Source organism: Lentzea sp. NPDC005914, assembly GCF_040629405.1.
In the GTDB taxonomy this organism is placed as follows: domain Bacteria; phylum Actinomycetota; class Actinomycetes; order Mycobacteriales; family Pseudonocardiaceae; genus Lentzea.
Genome location: NZ_JBEXVQ010000046.1, coordinates 22,289 through 47,191 on the forward strand (window position 1 = coordinate 22,289; position 24,903 = coordinate 47,191).

General features: G+C 69.2%; 16 protein-coding genes and 1 pseudogene. 11 read left to right on the top strand and 6 right to left on the bottom strand.

Translation table 11 applies throughout. The features are described from left to right. The first annotated feature begins 145 nt into the window (after positions 1–145). The 3 genes from gltB (at position 146) to ABZ345_RS41290 (ending at position 6,664) form a co-directional block, all read left to right on the top strand. Complete coding sequence (gene gltB / locus ABZ345_RS41280; protein WP_359860422.1) at positions 146–4,669, top strand: glutamate synthase large subunit; 4,524 nt, start codon at positions 146–148, stop codon at positions 4,667–4,669. Then, the gene (locus ABZ345_RS41285) at positions 4,662–6,167 is read left to right on the top strand and encodes a glutamate synthase subunit beta (protein ID WP_359860423.1); all 1,506 of its coding nucleotides are present in this window, start codon (positions 4,662–4,664) and stop codon (positions 6,165–6,167) included. Before gltB ends, ABZ345_RS41285 begins: the two co-directional genes overlap by 8 nt. A gap of 89 nt (positions 6,168–6,256) precedes the next feature. Continuing rightward, on the top strand, positions 6,257–6,664 hold the full coding sequence (locus ABZ345_RS41290; protein WP_359860424.1) for a hypothetical protein: 408 nt from the start codon (positions 6,257–6,259) through the stop codon (positions 6,662–6,664). Here ABZ345_RS41290 and ABZ345_RS41295 read toward each other — a convergent pair. After that, a complete protein-coding gene (locus ABZ345_RS41295; RefSeq protein ID WP_359860425.1) occupies positions 6,654–7,559 on the bottom strand; it encodes a phosphate/phosphite/phosphonate ABC transporter substrate-binding protein in 906 nt (301 codons plus the stop codon). The genes ABZ345_RS41290 and ABZ345_RS41295 overlap by 11 nt on opposite strands. Next, a complete protein-coding gene (locus ABZ345_RS41300; protein WP_359860426.1) occupies positions 7,556–11,164 on the bottom strand; it encodes a TIR domain-containing protein in 3,609 nt (1,202 codons plus the stop codon). The genes ABZ345_RS41295 and ABZ345_RS41300 overlap by 4 nt, the downstream gene beginning before the upstream one ends. Before the next feature lie 249 nt (positions 11,165–11,413). Between ABZ345_RS41300 and ABZ345_RS41305 the strand changes: the two genes are divergently transcribed. The 3 genes and pseudogenes from ABZ345_RS41305 to ABZ345_RS41315 form a co-directional block, all read left to right on the top strand. Next, positions 11,414–11,728, top strand: a complete 315-nt coding sequence (locus ABZ345_RS41305) for a hypothetical protein (protein WP_359860427.1) — start codon at positions 11,414–11,416, stop codon at positions 11,726–11,728. Positions 11,729–11,785: 57 nt separating this feature from the next. Further along, on the top strand, positions 11,786–12,361 hold the full coding sequence (locus ABZ345_RS41310) for a carbonic anhydrase (protein WP_359860428.1): 576 nt from the start codon (positions 11,786–11,788) through the stop codon (positions 12,359–12,361). A gap of 24 nt (positions 12,362–12,385) precedes the next feature. After that, a pseudogene (locus ABZ345_RS41315) lies at positions 12,386–13,690 on the top strand (SulP family inorganic anion transporter); the annotation flags it as partial. An 80-nt stretch (positions 13,691–13,770) separates the two neighbouring features. On the opposite strand, the gene ABZ345_RS41320 reads toward ABZ345_RS41315, so the two are convergent. After that, a complete protein-coding gene (locus ABZ345_RS41320; protein ID WP_359860429.1) occupies positions 13,771–15,009 on the bottom strand; it encodes a CHRD domain-containing protein in 1,239 nt (412 codons plus the stop codon). A gap of 165 nt (positions 15,010–15,174) precedes the next feature. Here ABZ345_RS41320 and ABZ345_RS41325 point away from each other — a divergent pair, with 165 nt between their 5' ends. Both ABZ345_RS41325 and ABZ345_RS41330 read left to right on the top strand, forming a co-directional pair. After that, entirely contained in the window at positions 15,175–15,624 is a 450-nt protein-coding gene (locus tag ABZ345_RS41325) for a hypothetical protein (RefSeq protein WP_359860430.1), read from the top strand. Between the two features lie 84 nt (positions 15,625–15,708). Next, complete coding sequence (locus ABZ345_RS41330; protein WP_359860431.1) at positions 15,709–16,521, top strand: DNA/RNA non-specific endonuclease; 813 nt, start codon at positions 15,709–15,711, stop codon at positions 16,519–16,521. On the opposite strand, the gene ABZ345_RS41335 is transcribed toward ABZ345_RS41330, so the two are convergent. After that, positions 16,511–19,375: an NACHT domain-containing protein gene (locus tag ABZ345_RS41335; RefSeq protein WP_359860432.1), complete on the bottom strand. Its 2,865-nt coding sequence runs from the start codon at positions 19,373–19,375 to the stop codon at positions 16,511–16,513. The two genes, ABZ345_RS41330 and ABZ345_RS41335, sit on opposite strands and share 11 nt — an antisense overlap. A 52-nt stretch (positions 19,376–19,427) precedes the next feature. After that, a complete protein-coding gene (locus tag ABZ345_RS41340) occupies positions 19,428–21,347 on the bottom strand; it encodes a helicase-associated domain-containing protein (RefSeq protein WP_359860433.1) in 1,920 nt (639 codons plus the stop codon). A 75-nt stretch (positions 21,348–21,422) separates the two neighbouring features. Here ABZ345_RS41340 and ABZ345_RS41345 point away from each other — a divergent pair, with 75 nt between their 5' ends. Next, positions 21,423–22,070: a DUF2461 domain-containing protein gene (locus ABZ345_RS41345; RefSeq protein WP_359860434.1), complete on the top strand. Its 648-nt coding sequence runs from the start codon at positions 21,423–21,425 to the stop codon at positions 22,068–22,070. Here the strand turns inward: ABZ345_RS41345 and ABZ345_RS41350 are convergent. Then, positions 22,018–22,362: a VanZ family protein gene (locus tag ABZ345_RS41350; protein ID WP_359860435.1), complete on the bottom strand. Its 345-nt coding sequence runs from the start codon at positions 22,360–22,362 to the stop codon at positions 22,018–22,020. The two genes, ABZ345_RS41345 and ABZ345_RS41350, sit on opposite strands and share 53 nt — an antisense overlap. A 64-nt stretch (positions 22,363–22,426) precedes the next feature. Between ABZ345_RS41350 and pyk the strand changes: the two genes are divergently transcribed. Together pyk and tesB are read left to right on the top strand one after the other, a co-directional pair. Beyond that, a complete protein-coding gene (pyk, locus tag ABZ345_RS41355; RefSeq protein WP_359860436.1) occupies positions 22,427–23,851 on the top strand; it encodes a pyruvate kinase in 1,425 nt (474 codons plus the stop codon). Between the two features lie 124 nt (positions 23,852–23,975). Then, entirely contained in the window at positions 23,976–24,878 is a 903-nt protein-coding gene (tesB, locus tag ABZ345_RS41360) for an acyl-CoA thioesterase II (RefSeq protein ID WP_359860437.1), read from the top strand. Positions 24,879–24,903 lie beyond the last annotated feature (25 nt).

Sequence of the window (24,903 nt, forward strand, 5' to 3'; positions counted from 1 at the left end):
ATTGGCGGGTGTCCCTGGGTTTCGCGGCTGTTAAAGTCGCGTCAACACGCGGGCCATCGTCGTCCCGTGCTCCCACCTGTTGGTTCGAGGTCTGAGCACGAGGACATCCGTTCTTTACGCGAGGACGACGAAGGAGGTCTGCGCAGTGATCTTCTCCGCCATCCCCGGCCCCCAGGGTCTTTACGACCCGGCTGATGAGCGCGACGCCTGCGGTGTCGCCATGGTGGCCGACATCCAGGGCAGGCGTTCGCACGGCATCGTCGTCGATGCGTTGACAGCACTGGCGAACCTGGAACATCGAGGTGCCGCGGGCGCCGAACCCACCTCGGGTGACGGTGCGGGCATCCTTCTCCAGTTGCCGGACGAGTTCCTGCGCGCGGTCGTCGAGTTCGACCTGCCGGAACGCGGGCAGTACGCGGCGGGAATCGCATTCCTGCCGTTTGAGTCCGAAGAACGCACTTCGGCAATGGAACAGATCGAGCGCATTGCCGAAGAGGAGAACCTCGTCGTTCTCGGCTGGCGCGATCTTCCGGTCGACGCGGAGAAGGCGAATGTCGGCCCGACCGCCCTTTCCGTGGCTCCGCACTTCGCGCAGCTGTTCGTGAAGGGCACGCGGGACGAGGCCGGCGTCGCGCTGGACCGCCTGGCTTTCTGCCTGCGCAAGCGGGTGGAGCACGAGGGCAGCGTGTACTTCCCGTCGCTGTCCGCGCGCACGATCGTCTACAAGGGAATGCTGACGACCGAGCAGCTGCCGGCGTTCTTCCCCGACCTGCGCGACGAGCGCCTCTACACGGCGATCGCGTTGGTGCACAGCCGTTTCTCCACGAACACGTTCCCCTCGTGGCCGCTCGCGCACCCGTTCCGGTTCGTCGCGCACAACGGTGAGATCAACACCGTCCGCGGCAACCGCAACCGCATGCGCGCCCGCGAGGCGTTGCTGGACAGCGATCTCATCCCCGGCGACCTCGCGCGGCTGTTCCCGATCTGCGACCCCGACGGGTCCGACTCGGCGTCGTTCGACGAGGTGCTGGAACTGCTGCACCTCGGCGGTCGCAGCCTGCCGCACGCAGTGCTGATGATGATCCCGGAGGCGTGGGAGAACCACGCCACGATGGACCCGAAGCGCCGCGCGTTCTACCAGTTCCACGCCTCGCTCATGGAGCCGTGGGACGGCCCGGCCTGTGTCACGTTCACCGACGGCGAGCTCGTCGGCGCGGTGCTCGACCGCAACGGCCTGCGCCCGGCCCGCTGGTGGCAGACCAAGGACGGCCGGGTCGTGCTGGCGTCCGAGACCGGTGTGCTCGACGTGCCGTCCGACCAGGTCGTCGCGAAGGGGCGCCTGCAGCCCGGTCGCATGTTCCTGGTGGACACCACCGAGGGCCGCATCGTCGACGACGAGGAGTTCAAGTCGGGCCTGGCCTCGGAGTCGCCCTACGACGAGTGGCTGCACGCCGGCCTGCTCGACCTCGGCGACCTGTCGGACCGCGAACACGTGGTGCAGAGCCACGAGTCGGTCGTGCGCCGCCAGCTCACCTTCGGCTACACCGAGGAGGAGCTGCGGATCCTGCTCACGCCCATGTCGATCATGGGCATGGAACCGCTCGCCTCGATGGGCACGGACACGCCGGTCGCCGCGCTCTCACAGCGTTCCCGGCTGCTCTACGACTACTTCGTGCAGAACTTCGCCCAGGTCACCAACCCGCCGCTGGACGCGATCCGCGAAGAGATCGTCACGTCCGTCAAGCGCGTGATGGGTCCTGAGCAGAACCTGCTCGACCCCGGCCCGGTCTCGTGCCGCCACGTGACGCTGGACTACCCGGTCATCGACAACGACGAGCTCGCCAAGCTCATCCACATCAACGACGACGGCGACCTGCCGGGCTTCGCGTGCACCGTCCTGTCTGGACTGTACGAGGTGGACGGTGGCGGCGAGGCGCTCACGGCGGCGATCGAACGCGTGCGCCGCGAGGCGTCGGAGGCCATCGCGAACGGTGCCCGCACGCTGGTGCTGAGCGACCGCGACTCCGACCACCGCATGGCCCCGATCCCGTCGCTGCTGCTGGTCTCCGCGGTGCACCACCACCTGGTGCGCACCAAGGAACGCCTGCGCGTCGCGCTCGTCGTCGAGTCCGGCGATTGCCGCGAGGTCCACCACGTCGCCGCGCTGCTGAGCTACGGCGCCGCCGCGGTGAACCCGTACCTCGCGTTCGAGACGATCGAGGACCTGATCAGCCAGGGCGCCATCACCGGCGTGCCCGCGCACAAGGCGATCCGCAACTACGTCAAGGCGCTCGTGAAGGGCGTCCTGAAGATCATGTCGAAGATGGGCATCTCGACCGTCGGTGCCTACACCGCGGCGCAGATCTTCGAGGCGGTCGGCCTGTCGAACGACCTGCTGGACGAGTACTTCAGCGGCACGCAGTCCAAGCTCGGCGGCGTCGGGCTGGACGTGCTGGCCGAGGAGGTGGCGCTGCGCCACCGCCGTGCGTTCCCGGACAACCCCACCGACCGCGCGCACCGCAGGCTCGAGGTCGGCGGCGAGTACTCGTACCGCCGCGAGGGCGAGGTGCACCTCTTCACGCCGGAGACGGTGTTCCTGCTGCAGCACGCCACGAAGACGCGCAAGGAGGACGTCTTCCGCCAGTACACGGCGGAGGTCGAGCGCATCTCGCGGCAGGGCGGCACGTTGCGCGGCCTGTTCAAGTTCCGCACCGAGGGCCGCACGCCGATCCCGATCGACGAGGTCGAGCCGGTCAGCTCGATCGTCAAGCGCTTCAACACCGGCGCCATGTCCTACGGCTCGATCTCGGCCGAGGCGCACGAGACCCTCGCCATCGCGATGAACCGGCTCGGTGGCCGGTCGAACTCCGGTGAGGGCGGCGAGGACCGCGAGCGCCTGTACGACCCGGAGCGCCGTTCCGCGGTCAAGCAGGTCGCGAGTGGACGGTTCGGCGTCACGAGCGAGTACCTCGTGAACTCCACGGACATCCAGATCAAGATGGCGCAGGGCGCGAAGCCCGGCGAGGGCGGCCAGCTGCCCGGCTTCAAGGTCTACCCGTGGATCGCGCGCACCCGGCACTCCACGCCGGGCGTCGGTCTCATCTCGCCGCCGCCGCACCACGACATCTACTCGATCGAGGACCTGGCGCAGCTCATCCACGACCTGAAGAACGCGAACGAGCAAGCGCGCGTTCACGTGAAGCTGGTCTCCTCCATCGGTGTCGGCACGGTCGCGGCGGGCGTCGCCAAGGCCCACGCGGACGTCGTGCTGATCTCGGGTTACGACGGTGGCACCGGTGCCTCGCCGATGAACTCGCTGAAGCACGCCGGAACGCCGTGGGAGATCGGCCTCGCCGAGACCCAGCAGACGTTGCTGCTCAACGGTTTGCGCGACCGCATCACCGTCCAGGTCGACGGTGCGATGCGCACCGGTCGTGACGTCGTCGTGGCCGCGTTGCTGGGCGCAGAGGAGTTCGGCTTCGCCACGGCACCGCTCATCGTCGCGGGCTGCGTGATGATGCGCGTCTGCCACCTGGACACGTGCCCGGTCGGCGTCGCCACGCAGAACCCCGACCTGCGCGCCCGCTACACCGGCCAGGCCGACCACGTCGTGAACTTCTTCGAGTTCATCGCGCAGGAGGCCCGCGAACTGCTGGCGGAGCTCGGTTTCCGCACGATCGACGAGGCCGTCGGTCACGCGGAGCTGCTCGACAAGGACGACGCGATCGAGCACTGGAAGACCGCGGGCCTGAACCTGAACCCCGTGTTCGAGGTGCCCGAGACCCCGTACCCGACGGCGAAGCGCAAGATCCGCGACCAGGACCACGGCCTGGACAAGGCCCTGGACCGCACGCTGATCCAGCTCGCCGAGGCGGCGCTGGAGGACGCGCACCAGGTCACCCTCGAACTGCCCGTCCGCAACGTCAACCGCACGGTCGGCACGCTGCTCGGCGCCGAGGTCACCCGCCGCTACGGCGGCGAGGGCCTGGAGGACGACACGATCCGGGTGAAGCTCACCGGGTCCGCCGGCCAGTCGCTCGGCGCGTTCCTGCCGCGCGGCATCACCCTGGAGATGGTCGGCGACGCGAACGACTACGTCGGCAAGGGCCTGTCCGGCGGGCGGATCATCGTCCGGCCGCACGACGACGCGCCGTTCCGCGCCGAGGAGCAGGTGATCGCGGGCAACGTGATCGGCTACGGCGCCACGGCCGGCGAGGTGTTCCTGCGCGGCCGGGTCGGCGAACGCTTCTGCGTCCGCAACTCCGGCGCCCTGCTGGTGGCCGAAGGCGTGGGCGACCACGCGTTCGAGTACATGACCGGTGGCCGGGCAGTGGTGCTCGGGCCGACCGGGCGCAACGTCGCGGCCGGCATGTCCGGCGGTATCGCGTACGTGCTCGACCTGGACCCGTTGTCGGTGAACCAGGAGATGGTGCAACTGCAGCGCCTCAACGCCGAGGACCTGCGTTGGCTCAAGGACGCCATCACCAAGCACCACAAGGCGACGGGTTCCGCCGTCGCCGCGTCGCTGCTCGGTGACTGGACCCGGCGAGCCGGTGCGTTCACGAAGGTCATGCCCGGCGACTTCCAGCGAGTGATGGACGCGATGCGCCTCGCTCGCGCTGAGGGCCGGGACGTCGACCAGGCTGTCATGGAGGCGTCGCGTGGCTGATCCACAGGGTTTCATGAAGTACTCCCGCTCCGACGCGCCGAAGCGTCCGAAGCCGGAACGGTTGCAGGACTGGAACGAGGTCTACCTCCACGAGGAGCCCGCCGAGCGCAACGCCGCCGTGCGCACGCAGGCGACGCGGTGCATGGACTGCGGCATTCCCTTCTGCCACAGCGGAACTGCGGGCTGTCCACTCGGGAACCTGATCCCGGAGTGGAACGACCTGGTGCGCCGCGGCGACTGGGAGCTCGCCTCGGATCGCCTGCACGCCACCAACAACTTCCCGGAGTTCACGGGTCGTCTGTGCCCGGCGCCGTGCGAGGCCGCCTGCGTGCTGTCGATCTCGCACGACGCGGGTGGCGCGGTCGCGATCAAGCGGGTCGAGGAGACCATCGCGGACATGTCCTGGGAGAACGGCTACGTCCAGCCCGCCCAGGCGACCGTGTCCTCCGGCAAGCGCGTCGCGGTCGTCGGTTCCGGACCGGCCGGCCTGGCCGCCGCTCAGCAGCTGACCCGTGCCGGGCACGAGGTCGTCGTGTACGAACGGGACGACCGGCTCGGTGGCCTGCTGCGGTACGGCATCCCCGAGTTCAAGATGGAGAAGAAGGTCCTCGACCGGCGGCTGTCGCAGCTTCGCCGTGAGGGCACCAAGTTCGTGACCGGCTGCGAGGTCGGCGTCGACATCACGGTCGAGCAGTTGCGCGCGGAGTTCGACGCCGTCGTGCTGGCCGTGGGTGCTCTGCGCGGCCGTGACGACAAGACGACGCCGGGCCGTGAGCTCGCCGGTGTGCATCTCGCGATGGACCACCTGGTGCCCGCGAACCGCGCCGTCGAGGGCGACGGCCCGTCCTCGATCTCGGCCGAGGGCAAGCACGTCATCGTCATCGGCGGTGGCGACACGGGCGCCGACTGCTACGGCACCGCGACCCGCCAGGGCGCGCTGTCCGTGACGCAGCTCGACCAGTACCCGATGCCGCCCAACGTGCGCGACGACGACCGCTCGCCGTGGCCCGTGTGGCCGCACATCCTGCGCACCTACCCGGCGCACGAGGAGGCCGGCGAGCGCCGCTTCACCGTGGCGGTTCGTCGCTTCGTGGGTGACGACGACGGCCACGTGCGCTTCATCGAACTGCAGCAGGTGCGGGTCGAGAAGGACTCGTCCGGCCGCCGCTCGGTCGTGCCGCTGTCCGACGAGATCGAGGTCCTGCCCGCGGACATGGTGCTGCTGGCGATCGGCTTCGAGGGCGTCGAGCACATGCGGCTCCTGGACGACCTGGGCATCTCGCTGACCACGCGCGGCACGATCTCGTGCGGCTCCGACTGGCAGACTTCGGCGCCCGGTGTGTTCGTCTGCGGGGACGCGCACCGCGGTGCTTCCCTGGTGGTGTGGGCGATCGCGGAGGGCCGGTCCGTGGCCAACGCTGTGGACAGCTTCCTCACCGGGTCCTCGAACCTGCCCTCGCCCGTCATCCCGAACCAGCTTCCGCTCGCTGTGGTCTGACAACGGCGTCAGATCAGCGGAGAGCAGCATGACGCCCCGGCCGACAACGACGTCGACCGGGGCGTTCGCCTTTCGATAGCGTGCTCGGCGTGGAGAGCGCCTCGGAGTGGCCGTATCAGCCCGTCGGTGACGGGTTCAGGACCGTCGGGTGGGAGTGGATCGGCGGTGAGGTGCGCGAGCGGTACGTCACGGGTCCGCTGGCCGCGGCCGGCTTCGGGTACCTGGCGGAGATCATCGACAGCGTTCTGGCGAGCGGAGTGCGGGATCGGCTGTGGGTGAGCACGGCCATGCACGACCTCACGATCGTGCCCGCGAACGTTGGCCAGTGGGAGTCGATCTTCGTGGTCTCGCCGGCGAACTATCCGTTGCTGCGCGGCCACATGGGGCTCGCCTTCTGGAGCGAACACCGGCGGTGGGAGTACCGGCAGTACAAGGTCGAGGACGCGGTCGAGGCGTTCTGGGAGATGGTCGAGGAGAAGTTCGGCATCACGCGTTAGGCGTGCACGAGTCCCAGCCGACACGCTTGCACACCGCCCGCACCGGTTCGTAGGCCGAGTCGTCCACCTTCGCGTACCCCCACGCCGTGGCGTCGCCGACCGGGCACTCGCCCTGGCAGAACCCGTTGGCGCGCAGGTAGTCCGCGGTGGCCTTCGTCTGCAGGGCCGAGACGATCCGCTGCCGCAACGGCTCAGGCAGATCGTCCGCCACCGCGAGCGGCGCACCGGGGATCGGCTCCGACGTCCAGATCTTCGTCAGCTGCCCCGGCTGGATCTGGCCGCGTTCCACCAGGTGCCGGTCGACCATCTCGTCGAACGCGAACCCGGCGTCGCACTGCTTGTTCGCCACCGCGAGCACGGTGGCCTCGTGGCCGCTGGTGAACACGCGCACGGTGTCGCGCACCGGGTCGATGCCGATGTCCAGCAGTGCCGCGCTCGGGTAGAGGAAGCCGGACGTGGACACGCGGTCGGGGTAGCAGACCTTGCGGCCGCGCAGGTCGGCCAGCGACGAGATGCCCGAGTCGGCGTGGGTGAAGCCGAAGCCGCGGTACGACGGCAGGACGCCCTTCTCCTTGACCTGCGCGGAAATCGGCGTGATGCGGGCGCCGCGCTCGCGGGCCACGACGTAGGACTGCGGGCCGAACGCGCCGATGTCGATGGAGCCGTCGCGCATGCCGTCGATGAGCGCGTCGTAGGTGGTGGGTTCCTGCACGCGGATCTCCACGCCGGTCTCGCGGCGCAGCATGTTGATGATGGGCAGGAACGTCTGCTGCGTCGTGATCGAGCTGGCGGTCGGGATGCCGCTGAACACCAGGGTCTGTTGCGGAGGCGCGGCGTCGCCGGACGACGGCTTGCAGGCGGCGACCAGCAGCAGTACCAGTAGGAAGCGCTTCATCGCTGAGCTCCTGAGCAGGTGTCGCGGTAGGTCAGTTCGGGGAGGTACTGCTGCCACTCCAGCGGGCTCAGGCCACCGCCGGCCACACCGCAGGCGCGCGCCACGACGTCGTCCAGCAGCGCCATGTCCCACAGGACCGTGGTGCCGTCCGAACCGGCGGTCGCGAGGACGGAACCGTTGGGAGCGAACGCGAGGGAGTTCACGGCCATCCGGTGACCTTCGAGCTGACGGCCGACCTGGCGCGGCTGGTTGGGGTCGGTGATGTCCCAGACGAGCGTGCTGCCGGTGGAGGTGCCGGCGACCAGCTTCGTGCCGTCCGGGGCGAAGGCGAGGGCGGTGACTTGCTTGTTCTGACCCAGTGGCTGGCCGATCGGATGCGGGTGGTCGGGGTCGGAGATGTTCCACAGGATCGTCGTGCCGTCGATGCTGCCCGCGGCGAGAACCGTGCCGTCGGAGGAGAACGCGGCCGCGCTCACGCTGTTGTTGTGTCCCGCCAACGGTTTGCCGATCGGCTTGCGAGAGGGGACGTCCCACAGCACCACGGTGTTGTCGCCGCCCGCCGTCGCGTCCACGTTGCCGTGCGAGGCCAACGAGTAGAGCCGGGAGGGCGCCGTTCCTTCGCTGATCTTGCGCGGCTGGTACGGATAGCCGACGTCCCAGCGGATCTGGTGGTTGTCGGACCCCGTGGTGACGAGCGTGTCGGCGCCCTCGAACGCCACGGACTTCACCAGCATGCCGTGCCCGGTCAGCGGTAGCCCGATCCGGCGCGGCCGGTCGGCCATCTCCCACACGATCGCCGGTCCGTGCGTGCTGCCGCTCACCAACCGCAGTCCGTCCGGGGAGAACGCCAGCGACGACACCGCACTTCGTTGCCCCACCAGGGGATCGCCCATCTGGCGTGGCTGTTCGGGCGTGCTGATGTCCCACAGCACCGTGGTGGCGTCATAGCTCCCCGCGGCGAGAACCGCCGAGCCGGGGGAGAACGCGACCGACGAGACGACGCCGCTGTGCCCGGTCAGCCGGGTGTGCGTGCGACGAGCGAGGTGCCACAACGTGGTCGTGCCGTCCGAACCACCGGTCGCCAGCAACGTCCCGTCGGCGCTGAACGCCACCGAGGTCACGGCCTTGCGGACGTTGTCGTTCAGCGGCTCATCGGGAACCGGGTGCTCCGGTGAGCTGATGTCCCACACGACGACGGTTCCGTCGTGACTGCCGGTCGCGATCTTCGTGCCGGAGAACGCGACCGACGAGACCCCGACGCCCTGGCTCTTGAACGGCTTGCCGATCTGCGCCGGCCGCACCCCGAGCGACCACAACGTCGTGGTGCCGTCCGAACGACCGACCGCCAGCAACGTCCGGCTGTCGTCGAATGCCACCGAGGTCACCGGCGGCCCGGGCGGCAGGCGGTGGCGCCGTGATGTGTCCCCGGTGTCCCACAACAACACCGAGCCGTCCGAGCCGCCGATCGCGGCGACGTCGAGCGTCAGCGCCACCGACGCGACCACCGCGCCGGTGCCGGACTCGCGGGACAGCAACCTGGGCCTGTCGGTGAGGTCCCACAGGCCCACCGTGCCGTCCGTGCTGCCGACAATGGCCGTGTGCCCGCTGGGACCGAACGCCACCGCGGACACCATCTCGCCGAACGAGCCGCCGTAGCGCGTGGTCAGCAACGTGTTCACCAGCTCGGTGTTCGTGTCCGAGCTGGGCGCGAGGTCGTGCGCGGTCAGCCCGAGACGCAACGCGAGCTGCGGCGACGAGTTGCGTGCGACCTGTGCCTGCGCGACGAGTGCGCGCGCTGTCGCCGTGTCACGTTCGACGCTCGCGTTGCGCCATTGCAACGCCGCGACGCCCGCCGCTCCAACGGCTGCCACGAGAAACACGGCCAGCCAACTGACCGTGCGGCGACGGTCGTGGCGTCGTTGCCGTTGCAGCAGACGGATGCGGTCGCGGCTCCTCACCAGGAACTTTTGCGCGTTCTCGGACAGATCGTCGTGAGCCACCAACGGTTCGATGGCGGCGAACGTGTCCTCGTTGAGCAGCAGGTGGTCCGCGTTCGCCCCTTCGATCCACTGCGAGGCGTCCAGCTCGACTGACTGCACCGCCCGCAGCCCGATCAGCCGGTCGTCGATCGCGCTCCGCAGCGGTGGCCACACCGTGAACAGCGCCTCGTGCGCCACGCCGATCCAGCGGCCCCGGCTGTCGCCGCTCGCGGTCAGCAGGCGGTGCCGGACGAACACCTCCAGCGCCCGTTGCGCCACCAGGTCGAGCTGGGCCAGGTTGACGCGCTTGCGGGCCGGCCTGCCGGTGCCGTCGAGCGTGGCCAGCGACGCGAGCCGCGAGAGCAGCTCGTCCCTGCTCAGCCCTGTCTCCGTGACGGCGAGGTCCAGCACGTCGTCGGCGTGACGCGCGAGTGCGCCGTGCACGCCACCGAGGTGCTCGTACCGTTCGCTGGAGAGCGTTCCTCCTCTGGGGACGTTCATCGCCAGGTGCTGCAACGTGAACGCGAGCATCGGCAGCGCCTCGCCGCTCTCGGTGTCCTCCACGAGCCGGGCCACGAGCTCGGGGTGCACCTTCAACCCGGCCACGCGGGCCGGCCCGGTGATGACGACGTTGAGCACCTCGCGCGCGAGTGGCGCCAGCACGTAGCTGCCGATGTGGACGCCGGCCAGTTCGGGCAAGGTGCGCAGGTCGTCCAGGAACTCCGACCGCAGCGTGGCGATCACCCGCACGTTGTCGCCGAGCGCGTCCTTGAGCAGCGTCGCGACGGTCTGCCGGTCGCTCTCGCCGGCCCGCGTGAAGAGCTCCTCGGCCTGGTCGATGGTGATCAGCAACCGGCGGTCCTCGTCGACCAGCTCCGCGGCCACACCGCGCAGCCCGTCGCGGAGCAGTCGGTCGCGGGCCTCCTGCCTGGACCAGTCGAGGCCGACGCGTTCGGCGGTCTTGCGCGCCGAGCGGGACAGCGCGTCCAACGGGTCGCTGCCCGGCAGCCACGGCGGCATGACGAGCCAGCGCGGGTCGTCCGCGAGCTGGGCCAGCAGACCGGCCCTGACCAGCGACGACTTGCCGCACCCCGAGGGTCCGACGACGGTGAGGATCCCCGGGCCGCGGCGCACCTTGCGGGCCAGCGCGCGGGTTTCCTGGTCGCGGCCGAAGAACACCGCGCTCAACGACGTCGTGAACGCGTCCAGGCCGGGGAAGGGCTCCTGGTCCTTGGCGAGCTTGCGGCCACCGGCGTCGAACTGCCGCAGCGCCCTCTCCAGGTGCTCCCGCGCGGTGGCGTGCGGGATGTGGTTGAGGTGCGGGATCAGGCGGTGGATGACGCTTTCCCCGGCCTGCACGGGCAGCAGCAGGCAGCCCAGCGCGTCCGCGATCGCGACCTCGGCGGTGCACCAGCTCGACGCGATCGAGGCCTCGCTGACGACGCACACCACGGCGTCCGCGCGCCGCAGCTCGTGGTGCAGGCGCTCTCTCCAGGCCTCGCCCACGCGAATGCCGTCTTCGGGGTGGACTTCGAGGAACGTCTCGTGGTCGCCGTCGAGCCAGTCACGGATCTGCCTCGCGATCGCCACGTCCTGCGTTGCGTGGCTGATGAACACCCTCGCCACGACGGCCTCCTTCGACAGTCGGTCACCGATTGTGCACAGCAGGGTTGGGGCGGGTACCGGTTGTCCTTGTATTGGCACCTCTACAACGCAGTGGCGGTTGCTCGCCGCATACGTACGTCTCCGTGAAACTCGAATCTCTTTCGAGTGAATCTGCTCCTGAATGCGGGCGAACTCAGTCTCGGATATCGCGAAGGTTGTCCACTTCGGGCGAAACTGGTAGCTGTAGATCAACTCGGTCGGGGGGTGAGCATGCGCAGCGTTCTGCTCGCTGTCGTGATCGCCCTGTGCGCCGTGCTGGCACCGGCGGTCACGCCCGTGCCGATCGGCGCGCCGCCGCCGAAGTCGAAGACCTCCGTGCCCAAGGAGGAAGCACCCCGCGAGGAGCGTGAGACGAGCCGGTTGCGCCTCAAGGCCGCCGCCGTCGAGCGGGTGTCCAGGTTGGTCATGCCGTCGCTCGTGGCCGAGTTCGCGCACCGTCTCGCGCCCGCTGTCGTGCTCGTGTCCGCCGTCGAACCGATAGTCGTCTGGCGCACACCCCCTGCACTGCAGGTGTTCCGAAACTGATCCTGGTCGCCCCCACCGGATCGAACCGAACACTTTTCCTTAGCAGTGAGGAATTCCATGGACTTCCATCGCTTTGTTCAGCATGCCCGCGCACACGCCAAGTCGCGTTCCCAAGCGGCAGGACGACGTCTCGCGGCCGGCCAGCAGCCGACGACGATGTTCATCACGTGCGCCGACTCGCGCATCGTCACGGCCGAGATCACCGGTGCGGAACCGGGATCGCTCTTCGAGCTGCGGACCGCGGGCAACGTCATCCCGCCGTACTCGCTGACCGCGCCGTCGGGCGAGATGGCCACGATCGAGTTCGCGGTGCTGCAGCTCGGGGTCAGCGAGATCGTCGTCTGCGGCCACTCGCACTGCGGCGCGGTCGCTGGCCTGAACGGCGCGGCGATCGACCACCTGCCGGCGATGCGGGGATGGTTGCGGCCCAGGCACAAGGCTCGGCAGCCGGATGACCCGGCGATGCGCTCGGAGGGGCAGGAACACGTCCGCGCGCAGCTGCAGATCCTGCTGGAGTACCCGTTCGTGGCTCAGCGCGTCGCCGACGGCTCGTTGCGCGTGCACGGCTGGTTCTACGACATCGAGACCGGCGAGGTCTCGGCGGGCTCCGAGCACGCTTTCCTGCCGCTGTAAGGGAAGAGGTACTGGGCCGACCTCGGTGCGTCGGTCGTGGTGTTCCTCGTGGCGCTGCCGCTGTGCGTGGGTGTGGCGGTGGCGTCCGGGGTGCCGGCCGAGCTCGGCATCGTGACCGGAGTGGTCGGCGGCGTCGTCGTCGGCCTGCTGCCGGGCAGCACGATGCAGGTGAGCGGACCGGCCGCCGGGCTGACCGTGCTGGTGGCGGATGCCGTGGGAAAGCACGGGATCCAGGCTCTCGGCGTGATCGTGCTGGGCGCCGGGGCACTGCAGATCCTGCTGGGCTTGGCCAGGTGCGGGCGGTGGTTCCGCGCGATTTCCCCGTCGGTGGTGCAGGGCATGCTCGCCGGTATCGGGTTGGTGCTGGTGTCCGGTCAGCTCCTACACCTGGCGGTCTCCCCGGTGGCGCTCGCTCTCGGGCTGCTCACCGTCGTGATCATGCTGTCGTGGCAACGGACTCCGTTGCGCGTCGTGCCGGGCGTGCTGGTGGGTGTGGTCGTGTGCACCGCGCTGGCTTCGGTGTTCGCGTCGCCGGTGGCGCGCATCGACGTCGGCGAGCTGTCGGCGGACGTGCACCTTCCGGACTTCTCGTTGCTGAGCTCCGGAGTTCTCGGCACCGCGGTGGTGTTCGCGCTCGTCGCCTCGGCGGAGAGCATGTTCAGCGCTGCCGCCGTCGACCGCATGCACACCGGTCCGCGCACGCGCTACAACCGTGAGCTGGTCGCGCAGGGCGTGGGCAACACGATCTGCGGCCTGCTCGGGGCGTTGCCGATGACGGCGGTGATCGTGCGCAGTTCGGCCAACGTGACGGCTGGTGCTCGCACTCGGGCCGCACGGGTGCTGCACGGTGTCTGGCTGCTGCTGTTCGTGGTGCTGCTGCCGGGGTTGCTGACGTTGATCCCGGTCGCCGTGCTGGCCGCGGTGCTGGTGCACGCCGGGTGGAAGCTGCTCGGTCTCCAGCAGGTGGTCACGCTGTTGCGCACGGACAGGGCGGAAGGTTTCGTGCTGGTCCTGACCGCCGGCCTGATCGTGGCCACGGACCTGCTGACCGGCACGGTGGCGGGTCTGCTCGCCGCCGTGGTGAAGACGGCCTGGGACGTGTCCAGGCTGTCGGTCGTCGAGACGCCCGAAGGGGTCGCGCTGCGCGGCAACGCGACCTTCCTGAGGCTGCCCCGGTTGCTGGACGCGCTGGATCGCGTCGACCGGGAGCACGTCCGCATGGACCTGAGCGGGGTCAGGCACCTCGACCAGGCCTGCGGACAGGCGATCGACCAGTGGGTCGACGAGTCGCGCCGGGCGGGCAGGACCGTCGAGCTGGTCGGGAGGTAGGAATCGGCGCCGCGGCCGTGGGGGTCGCGGCCGCGGCGCCTCTATTCAGTTGGTCCTGGTGAGCAGTGCCCAGTCGGCCACTAGTGGCTCGTGAACTGCCCGCGAACGGCTCCACCCGGGAACGGGCCCGTGTGCAGGTTCGAGTAGAAGTCCTTCGGCGACTTCTTCAGCGCGTCCAGCGTGGCCTTGTCCGCGGTGGCCGTGCCCGAGACCGCGAAGATGCCGTTCGGCACCGCCGTGCCGAAGAACGTGATCTTCACCGGGCCGTTGACGCCCTTGGCGCCCTGGTGGACGTGGCCGAGCGTCGGCGCGTCGATGTTCACCCACGCCAGCGAGAAGTCGACACCGCTACCGGAAGGCTGCACGAACGTGACGGCCTGACCGTCCGGGTCGCCGACCTTCGGGCCACCCTGCACCGGCACCTCGTTGCGGCCGTTGGAGAACGCGCGGACCTTGCCGCCCTTGATGATGTCGAGCGGGTTGACGTGCTTGCCGAGCGGCTTGAGCTGGGCGCGGACGGCACCGCCGGGCTTCTCGGTGCTGTGCAGGTTCACGTAGAAGCCCGCGGGGTTCTTGCGGATGTCGTCAGCGAGCTTCGGGTCGATCACGGTCTGGCCGGCCGCCGCGGACAGCGTCTCCGGCATGGGCGTGGCGAAGAGGCCGACCTTCACCGGGCCGTTCTGACCGGCCACGCCCTGGTGGATGTGGCCGAGGGTGAGCTGAGACGTCTTCTTCCACTCGACCGCGAAAGTCACGCGATCGCCGCGGACCTCGACCAGCGCCTTCGCTGAGGCGTCCTCGTCGCCCACGGCCGGACCACCGGCCGTCGGGACCTCCTGCTTGCCGTCCAGGTCGGCCGAGAAGAACGCCGGCTGGCCCTTGACCGGCGCGGGAGCGGGCTGGGTGGGGTTGGGCGCAGGGTTGGTGGGTGCGGGGTTGTGGCCGCCGTGCTCGTCACCGTGGCCACCGTCGGCCTTCGTGGCGGTCGGCTTGTCCTTCGAGCCACCGGCGTCGATGTTCAGCGTCGGACCGTCGGCGGTGAAGTTCTGGAAGACCGAGCCGCCGTTCTTGACGACCACGCGGACCTCGATCGGTCCCTTGTTCGGCTTGACGGTGAAGGTGCGCGACTCGCCCTTCTTGGCGCCGTCCAGGCAACGACCTTCCAGGACGTCGGCCGCGCAGAAGGTGGCCTCGTAGCCGGCCTGGTTCGTGATCTTCACGGTCACGGCGTCCTGGGCAGCGGACGCCGGCGTCACCACGGTCAGCCCAAGTGCGGCGCCCAGAAGGCATGCGGCAGCGACAGTTTTGTTGCGAGACATGGGATGTACTCCAAGGCTCCTCAGTGGGAGTCGGGGGGTCTGGCGGACCCGACACCACCAACACGGACCCCGGCGCGGATCGGTTCAAAGAAAGTTCGTTAGTGAACCGAACGACGTCCGCCCACGTGTCGACGGTGGAACAGGGACGACCACTTGGAGACGAAGATGCGCGCACGTATGGGAATTCTGCTGCTGCCGGCACTGCTCGCGGGACTCGCTGCCTGCGGAAACGAGGCGCCGCAACAGGTTGCCCAGCAGGAGACGCCCGCCAGGACCGAGGTGAAGGTCGCGCAGTCCGACCTCGGCCCGATCCTGGTCGACCAAACGGGACGGACGCTCTACGCATTCACCAAGGATGAAAACAAGTCCAGCTCGTGCGACGCCGACTGCATCGCCGTCTGGCCCGCCCTCACCACGCAGTCCACAGTGGACGCCAAGGACGGCGCGGACATGGCGCTGGTCTCCCGGGTCGACGAGAGCTCGCAGGCCGTGTACGGAAAGTGGCCGCTCTATTACTACGTGGGAGACCAGGTCGCCGGTGACCTGAACGGCCAGGGCGTCGACGACGAGTGGTTCGCGATCGCTCCGGACGGCAAACTCGTAAAGAAGAACTGATGAACACTAGGCCGTTCGGGTGTATCCGGCTAACGGTCCTGTGGCATGTGTCGACCCTGCAGATGAACCAACAGGGGGCGACACATGACCAGCGCAGGTTTTGACGCGAAGTTCCTCGGCACCGCCGCGGGGCTCCCGGTGCTGACCGACTCGGGCGCCGGCGACGCGGTCCAGCTCGACGGCTCGACCACGATCGACTACACGCACTTCTCGCTCGCGTTGAGCAAGACGCGCAAGTTCGCGATCTGGGTCGCGTGGAACATCGACGGCGGCGAGATGAAGGCCCTGAGCCGCAGCAACATCCCGTTCATCAAGGACCCCCGGATCCCGGCGCAGTTCCAGACCGGCGACGAGCTCTACCGCGACAACAGGCTCGACCGCGGGCACCTCGCGCGCCGTGCGGACCTGTGCTGGGGTCCGAAGCCGGAGGCGCAGAGGGCGAACAAGGACTCGTTCTTCTTCACGAACATCACGCCGCAGATGGACGACTTCAACCAGAGCACCAAGGAAGGGCTCTGGGGCCGGCTGGAAGACGCGGTGCTCGAAGACGTCGACGTCGACAACCTCAAGGTCAGCGTCTACGGCGGCCCTGTCTTCAACGCCGACGACAGGGTGTTCCGCGGCGTGCCGATCCCGCGTGAGTTCTACAAGGCGATCGCGTTCGTGGTGGACGGCGAGCTGCGCTGCAGCGCGTTCCTGCTCACGCAGAACCTCGTCCTGGCCGAGGCGCTCGACCTGGACGAGTTCCGCGTGTTCCAGGTGTCGGTGGCCGAGCTGGAGAAGCGCGTGAGCTTCACGTTCCCGGCCGAGTTGCACGCCGCCGACACGGCTTCCGTCCAGCTGCTCGACGAGGAAGACCGCAAGCCGCTGGGGAGCCTCGCCGACATCAGGTGGTGACGCGAACCCCTGGCAGCTCCTGACGCAGTTCCTCCAGCCGCTGCACCGACTCCGGCTGGTGCACGACGAGGTGCTCCAACGCCGGCAGCACGCGCAGGTCGTGCGCCGGCGGCAGGCCGAACACCTCCAGCGTCGTGATGGTCGGCCACCGCTGCAGCCCCGCCAGCGAGTAGGGCGGGCGGTGGTCGATCGCCAGCTCGCGCAACGCGGGCAACGACGGCAGCGCGGCCAGCCCGTCGTCGATCGCCGAGTCGCGGATCTGCAGGCGCCGCACCGAACCGCCCTCCAGGGAGTCCAGCTCGACCCGGCTGAAGTGCAGGTGCAGCTCGTCGAGGTTCTTCACCGGTGACAGGTCGATCCGCCCGAGCGGGCGGCACCGGCTCATGTGCAGCTCCCTCAGGGAACGTGAGCCAGCCAGCGGCGTGAGGTCGCGCATGACCTCGTTCTGCCACAGCTCCAGCCGGTGCAGCGACGGCATCGCGCCCAGCGGGTCGAGCGGGTTGATGTTGCCGATGCAGCGCACGTACCGCAGCTTCGACAGGTGCATGATGAACTGGATCCGGTGCCAGCCGCGAACGTCCACCCTGCGGTCGCCGAAGTCCACTTTGGACAGCACCGTCTTGGCGTAGTTCTCCGCGTCCGGCGTGTTCCGCCACGCCCGCAGCAGCTCGTCGATCACCATCGCGTGGTCCACCGCCACGAACTCGGCGATCCGTTCCCACGCGCCCTCGCCGCCGATGTTGGCCAGTGTCCGCACGATGTACGCGGCCTCCTCGGTGGCTTCGGGGCCGGGCAGGAGATCCACGACGAACGAGCCGGCCTCGGACAACGCGTCGGCGTGCGCGAAGCTCTTCGGCGGGATCAGCGAGGCGGCGGCGGACGTGACCTGCGCCCGCGCGGTCTCCGGTTCGATCACGTCGGCCTGCTCGAGGCACGCCAGCGCGAGCAGCCGCAGCTTGTCCCGTCCGCGCTCGTCCTTGCGCGTGTCGTCGTTGCCCGCCAGCAGTTCCATCAGCACGCGGGCCCGTTCGCGTGGGCGGGCGTGCGCGACGGCCATCACCACGACGTCGTGCCACTCGTCGAGATGTGCCCTGTCCACCAACAGGTTCAGGTCACCCGCGTCCACGACCTCCTTGGCCGCCAGGTAGTCGCGGAAGGTCCGGTGCACGAACTGCACGCGTTCCGACGAGACCTCCCGCAGCAGCCCGGCCCGTTCGAGCAACCGCTGCATCGCGTCGTGCGGGTCGATCTCGTGCGACCGCAGCCCGCGCATCGCGTTGCCGAGCCGGTGCACGGCTTCCTCGCGCGGCACCATCAGCTCCCGGTTGCGCACCAACGAGTACGCGAACCGTTGCAGCAGAACGAGCTGTTCCTCCTTGGAGAACGACGGCAGCGCGAGCCCGCGGTCCTCGTCCCACCGCACCAGCAGCAGGTCCAGCGCCGCCTCGTACAGCGACCGCCGATCGCGGGGCAGGTGCATGTTCCGGTCCTGGTGCAACGCGCACAGCAACCCGGCCAGCAACGGGCTCGACGCCAGCCGCCTCAGGTCGGGCCGCTTGGCCAGCGTCGCCACCAGCCGTGCCTCGCACTCGGTCAGCCACACCCGCGCGTCCCTGGTCAGCCCCGGTTCGTCGCGCGCGGCGGTGTGCCAGGCCTCCACGAAGTCGCGCACACCCTTGTCGCTCAACGGCAGCAGGTCGAACGTCTCGAAGCCGACGTCCTCCAGCCAGTCCTCGGGGACGGCCGCCGGACGGGTCGTGATCGCGTACCGGGCGTCCGGATAGGCGTTGACGAGCTGCACGAGCCACAGCCGTGCCTCGGCTCGCCGCTCCCACACCAGCTCGTCCACGCCGTCGACGAGGACGAGCGCGCGCCCTTCCTTGAGCCGCGCGGTGACCCACCCGGCCGGCTTCTCCTCCTCGATCATCGAGGCGGTCGACGAGATGAACTCCTCCGGCTTCGGCAGCGTCGTGTACTGGCGCAGCGGCACGAAGAACGGCACCAGCCCGAGCCACTCGTTGCCCGAGGTCCGCGTCTCGCCCAGCGCGTTCATCGCGAGCCAGCGCAGGAACGTCGTCTTGCCCGCGCCCGCACCGCCCCTGATCAGCACCCTCGTGGTGTCCGCCAGCGCGGCCGCCACCGGCAGTCCGGCGCCGGTCAGCTCGTCGGTGTCGCCGACCCGTGCGACCGCCAGCGACACGTACGAGCTGTCGAACGAATGCCTGCGCGGCGCCCGTCCGCGCGACACCCCGAACAGCTCCAGCCCGCCCAGCGAGTGCGCGACCTGGTCGGCGTAGCGGTCCTCGAAGTCCCGGTGCGACGACGTCAGCGCGAGTTGCTGCTGGTCAGCGAGTCGCGCCACGGCGTCGGCGGTCGCCCGGCCCATCCGGAACATCTCCACCGCGAGCCGCCGCGCGTACTCCGGCTGCGACCACACCAGCTCGACGACGGCGACGCACACCCGCAGCAGCAGCGCGTCGTACACGGCCGTGGCCAGGTCGGACAGCCCTGCGGCCCGGCGGATCTGCTCCGACTTGGACATCACGTAGGCGCGCAACGACTCGGGCGTCAGCATCACCCGCAGCGCCTCGTCCTCGCGCAACGGCAGCGCGACCTCGAGGGACTCGCGCACCGCGTCCACAGCGGCCTGCCACTCGTGCTGCTCGACGGTGCTCAGCTCACCGCGGGCGAGCTCACTGCTGACCCGCTCGACCAGCGGTCCCGGCCTGGTCAGCTCGCGCTGGCGCTTCTTGTCCCTGGAGCCTTTGTGCACCACGTCGAAGAGACCGACCAGAACGCGTTCCAGCACGGTCTCCAGCACCATCAACAGCCCGGCGGAAAACGGATCGGCCACCCTTCCAGTATCAGTACCTGATCACCAGTCGAACCGGAACTTCACCAGCTGTTCATACGGGCACAGCGACCTTGCGGAGGTGACTGATGGCGAACTCGCGCGTCGAGCCGTCCTCGCAGTCCGCCGTGAGCACGCCTTCGAGGTGCTTGCCGGGCGTGATCACGTGCGTCTCCAGCTGCCGCGGCCCGCTCGCGTACTTGATCTCCACAGGGCGGCCGTCCACCAGCGCCGACGCCAGGATCAGCACTTCCTCGTCGCGCAGGAACACGTTCTGGTCCCGCAGCATCCGCGCCGCGCTGGCCCGTGGCGTGCCCCTGCCGACGGCCGGGCGTTCCTGCTCGACCAGCCGGAGCGCGAGCTGGGTCAGCTCCAGGTCGTCCAGCTCGGCCCGCCACCATCCGTCCTGCCTGCGCTCACCCCTCGCCGGTGCCCGCCGCCGTTCCATGTGCTCCACAATGGACTGATCACCCGCGTCGAGCCCGGTCGGCGCGTAGCCGGCCCTGCGCAACGCCGTCAGCGTCTCGGCCATCGGTTGCGCGGACGCCAGCACGGTCGGCGCGAGGAACCGCAGCTTCAGCGACGCCAGCCGCTTCGACTTGACGATCTCCTGCAACAACATCGGATCCTCGGCCCGCACACAGCTCGCCACCTCGGTCACCGTCAGATGCCCGTGCCGCCGCGCCACGTCCTGCACCTGGTACACGATCACCTGCGGCAACGGCGATTCCGACACGGCCGCGAGCTTCGCGATCACCTCGTCCGCGGTGAGCCCGCCGTCCAGCGCACGCCGCACCGACCCGGCGGACAGTCGCCACACGCGCGCGGCGTCGTTGTCCTCCAGATCTGCCACCAGGTTCAGCGTCGTGCCGAGCTCCGGCGACGGCAGCCCGTTCACCACCGCCGTCATGTCCGTCTGGAACGCGGCCTTCTCCGCGGCCGGCGGCATCAGCTCGGCAGCCGCGGCGTCGGTGTCGCCGCTGTTCAGGACCGCGGTGCCCAACGGCGTGAGCGCGCCGCCCGCGATCAGCCCCAGCGACTCCATCTCGCTCATCACCGCGGCCGTCGCACGCGGGTCGTGCACCGCAGGCCGCTCCCACACGAGGTCGGCGACCAGTTCGTCGATGTCGGTGAAGGCTTCCTCCCGCGAGAACCGCTCCAGCGCGGTGCGCCTGAGCGCCAGCCCGGCCGCTCCGGTGTAGTCGCGCAACGCCGCCCGCGCCTGGTCCGGCTCGGGCCGCCAGTCCATCCGCCGCCATGCGTTGACCAGCGCCGCGAGCCTCGCTCCCGGACGCGACCCGAGCCACGAGTCCGCGTGCTTCGTCGGCAGCAGCCGGGAGCGTTCGATGCCGATCAGCTGCGCCTCGACCGCGAGCTCCAGCCACAACCGCAGCACGCCGTCCGCGACCCGCAGCGCCCGCGCGACCCGTCGAATCTCGACAGTCGCGACGCCACCGGTGTAGCGGGCGTCGAAGCTGTCCTGTTCGCAGTGGGCCAGCAGCCGCGCGACACCGTCCACAGTGGACATCGCGGCGACGACAGGAGAGGTCGTGGACGCCTTGCGCTTGGCCGGTGTCCTCGGTCGTAACGTGAGCTGGTCGCGTTCGGCGCCGTTCGCCCGCACCGAGTTCACCGCGATGAGCCTGGCCCCGTCCGGCCACGCCAGCGCCCGTTCCTTGAGCTGCGCGAAAGCCCGTTCGAAGTCGCTCGTCGAGCAGTGCAGCTCAGCGCACACCGTGTCGATCGAGCCGGTGTTGCCCTGGGCCACGATCGCGCCGAGCACGTCGAGCGCGCCCTGGTCCAGTGTGTCCTCGGCGAGGTGCACCGAGTCCGAGTCGGTGAGCTGCGTCGCCAAGTCCTTCAACGTGCGGATGTAGCGGTCCGCCACGTCACGGCGGTGCACCAGTAGAGCGGCCACCTCTTCGGGCTCGAGGGTGTGAAGCCAGGTCGCGAGCGCGTTGATACGGCGGGCCATTCATCTGATTATGGCCCTGATTGTGTGCGCTCAAACGAATTTCACGCTCATGGGCGATCGGCCTAGGCTGACTCGGTGACGTTCAGCGGTTTCGGCGAGTACGCCATCGACTTCTACGACGGCCTCGAACTGGACAACTCGAAGGCCTACTGGGACGACAACAAGGAGACGTACCTGCGCGACGTGAAGGCGCCCATGGAGGCGCTGCTCGCCGCGCTGGAGAAGGAGTTCGGCGAGGGCAAGGTGTTCCGGCCGTACCGCGACGTGCGGTTCTCCAAGGACAAGACGCCCTACAAGACGCACTGCGGCGGCGTCGTCGAAAAGGGTCGCGGCGGCGGTGCCTACTACACGCAGGTGAGCTCGGAGGGGCTGGTGACCGGTGGCGGTTCGTACCACATGGCCCCTGACCAGCTCGCCCGTTACCGCGCCTCGGTCGACGCCCACGGCGTGCTGCTGCGCAAGATCATCGACAAGCTGCTCAAGCAGGGCTGGCAGCTGCACGGCGACGTGATGAAGTCGAAGCCGCGCGGGTTCGCCGACGACCACCCCCACCTCGACCTGCTCAAGCACCGGTCGATCTGGGTGCGCAAGGTCTGGGAGCCCGACGACGTGCTGCACGAGCCGGGGTGCCTCGACCGGGTGCGCAAGTCGTGGCGGCAGCTCAAGGAGTTCAACGCGTGGTGCGAGGACCACGTCGGCGTGAGCGAATCGCCGCGGCGATAGCCCAGCCCAGGCCGATCCCGGCCACGTCCACCAGCGCGTCGAGCACGTCACCGCTGCGGTGAAGAGGCGTGATGAGGGCTTGGAGGACCTCCGAGACGGCCGCGTAGAGGACCAGCCAGACCAGAATGCGAGAAATCTTCGCGTAAAGGCCGGTGAACGCCAGCAGCGCGAACAGCAGCGTGTGAATGACCTTGTCCGTGCCGGGCGGGGCGGTCGGCACACCTGACTCAGGGGTGAACAGCACGACGACGCTGAGCAACGCTGCGATCACGAACGGGAGTACTCGACCCATGGTCCGAACATTACTGAGTGGTAGTTCGGGATCGGTCCAGGAACGAGGTCTACTCTCTCTAGACGTGAGTCGACGCGCAAAGATCGTCTGTACCCTCGGTCCCGCCACTGGCACGCCGGACAAGGTCCGCGACCTGGTAGCGGCCGGTATGGACGTGGCCAGGATGAACTTCAGCCACGGCAGCCATGCCGACCACAAGCAGGTCTACGACATGGTCCGCGCGGCAGCCGACGAGTCCGGCCGCGCCGTGGGCATCCTCGCCGACCTCCAGGGCCCCAAGATCCGCCTCGGCCGGTTCGCCGCGGGCCCTGTCGACTGGAACACCGGCGACGTGGTCCGCATCACCGTCGAAGACGTCGAAGGCACGCACGACCGCGTGTCGACGACCTACAAAGAGCTCGCCAAGGACGCCAAGGTCGGCGACCGCCTGCTCGTGGACGACGGCAAGGTCGGTCTCGTGGTCGTCGACGTCGAAGGTTCCGACGTCGTGTGCGAGGTCACCGAGGGCGGGCCTGTCAGCAACAACAAGGGTCTCTCGCTGCCCGGCATGGACGTCTCCGTGCCCGCGCTGTCCGAGAAGGACATCGAGGACCTCGAGTTCGCGCTCTCGCTGGGCGTGGACTTCATCGCACTGTCGTTCGTGCGCTCGCCCGCGGACATCGACCTGGTCCACCAGATCATGGACCGCTCGGGCAGCAAGCGCCTCCCGGTGATCGCGAAGATCGAGAAGCCGGAGGCCGTGGACAACCTCGAGGCCATCGTCCTCGCGTTCGACGGCGTCATGGTCGCCCGCGGTGACCTGGGCGTCGAGTTGCCGCTGGAGCACGTGCCGCTGGTGCAGAAGCGAGCGATCCAGATCGCCCGCGAGAACGCCAAGCCGGTCATCGTCGCGACCCAGATGCTCGACTCGATGATCACCAACTCCCGTCCGACCCGCGCCGAGACGTCCGACGTCGCGAACGCGGTGCTGGACGGCGCGGACGCCCTGATGCTGTCCGGTGAGACCTCGGTGGGCCGCTACGCCATCGAGTCCGTGCAGACCATGGGCCGCATCATCGAGGCCGTCGAGACCGAGTCGGTCGTCGTGCCGCCGCTGACCCACGTTCCGCGCACCAAGCGCGGCGTGATCTCCTACGCGGCCCGCGACATCGGCGAGCGCCTCAACGCCAAGGCGCTGGTCGCCTTCACGCAGTCCGGTGACACGGTCCGCCGTCTGGCCCGCCTGCACACGCACCTGCCGCTGCTGGCGTTCACGCCGGAGCCGGCGGTGCGCTCGCAGCTCGCGCTGACGTGGGGCACCGAGACGTTCCTGGTCCCGCGTGTGGAGTCGACGGACGAGATGGTCCGCCAGGTCGACACGTCCATGCTGGAGATCGGCCGCTACTCCGCCGGTGACCTCATGGTGGTCGTGGCCGGATCGCCTCCCGGCACCATCGGGTCGACGAACCTCATCCGGGTGCACCGCCTGGGCGAGGACGACCACGCGTAGCGCGTGTTCCGGCTCTCAGCCGGGTCTGTCGTGATGCCGGCCCCGCGCCCTCATACTGGAGGGAGCGGGGCCGGTGCCTTGCTGAGATCTTGAAGACGATCGTGCCGCTAGGGAGAGTTCTGCCGTGACTGAGGCCGCCCGTGCCGCTGCTTTGTCGCCTTCGGGCCTGAGCGGCCAATCCGCAGTGGACGACCTGGTCGCGTTGCTCGACCTGGAACGCATCGAGGAGAACATCTTCCGAGGCGTGTCGCCCGCCGAGTCGCCGGTGCGCGTCTTCGGTGGCCAGGTGGCGGGCCAGGCTCTCGTGGCCGCCGGTCGCACCGTGCCCGTCGAACGCCGCGTGCACTCGCTGCACTCGTACTTCATCCGGCCCGGCGACCCGCGCGTGCCGATCGTGTACGAGGTGGACCGCATCCGGGATGGACGGTCCTTCACCACTCGGCGCGTCGTCGCCGTGCAGCACGGCAAGGCGATCTTCACCCTGTCCGCCTCGTTCCAGTTGGAGGAGCAGGGCAACGAGCACTCGTCCGAGATGCCTGCCGTGCCTTCGCCGGAGTCGCTGCCGACGTGGAGCGAGCAGGCCGAAGGGTACCTGCTGCACTCGTCGAAGTTCCCGCGGCCGATCGACGTGCGGTACGTCACCGAGCCGCCGTGGGAGTCGCGTGAGGACGGTCCGGGCGAGGCCGCGTCGCGCGTGTGGATGAAGGCGGACGGCAAGCTGCCGGACGACCCGATGCTGCACATCTGCGTGATGACCTATGCCTCGGACATGACGTTGCTGGACGGGGTTTTGGCCAAGCACGGCGTTTATTGGGGCCTGGACAAGGTTCTGGGTGCGTCTTTGGACCACGCGATGTGGTTCCACCGGCCGTTCCGCGCCGACGAGTGGCTGCTCTACGACACCTCTTCGCCTTCTGCCTCGGGGAACCGCGGACTGGCGACCGGCCGGTTCTTCTCGCAGGACGGTCAGCTGGTGGCGACCGTCGTGCAGGAGGGCCTGATCCGGGTGCTCAAGTCGTCCACCTGACGGACTGAGAAAAATCCGGGCCGGA

What these genes read in the sequence shown, in the direction of transcription:
- ABZ345_RS41330 (WP_359860431.1), top strand. Translation starts at nt 15,709, where the DNA reads ATGACCAGCGCAGGTTTTGACGCGAAGTTCCTCGGCACCGCCGCGGGG.
- ABZ345_RS41340 (WP_359860433.1), bottom strand. Translation starts at nt 21,347, where the DNA reads ATGGCCCGCCGTATCAACGCGCTCGCGACCTGGCTTCACACCCTCGAG.
- ABZ345_RS41305 (WP_359860427.1), top strand. Translation starts at nt 11,414, where the DNA reads ATGCGCAGCGTTCTGCTCGCTGTCGTGATCGCCCTGTGCGCCGTGCTG.
- ABZ345_RS41310 (WP_359860428.1), top strand. Translation starts at nt 11,786, where the DNA reads ATGGACTTCCATCGCTTTGTTCAGCATGCCCGCGCACACGCCAAGTCG.
- ABZ345_RS41350 (WP_359860435.1), bottom strand. Translation starts at nt 22,362, where the DNA reads ATGGGTCGAGTACTCCCGTTCGTGATCGCAGCGTTGCTCAGCGTCGTC.
- ABZ345_RS41325 (WP_359860430.1), top strand. Translation starts at nt 15,175, where the DNA reads ATGCGCGCACGTATGGGAATTCTGCTGCTGCCGGCACTGCTCGCGGGA.
- ABZ345_RS41320 (WP_359860429.1), bottom strand. Translation starts at nt 15,009, where the DNA reads ATGTCTCGCAACAAAACTGTCGCTGCCGCATGCCTTCTGGGCGCCGCA.
- ABZ345_RS41295 (WP_359860425.1), bottom strand. Translation starts at nt 7,559, where the DNA reads ATGAAGCGCTTCCTACTGGTACTGCTGCTGGTCGCCGCCTGCAAGCCG.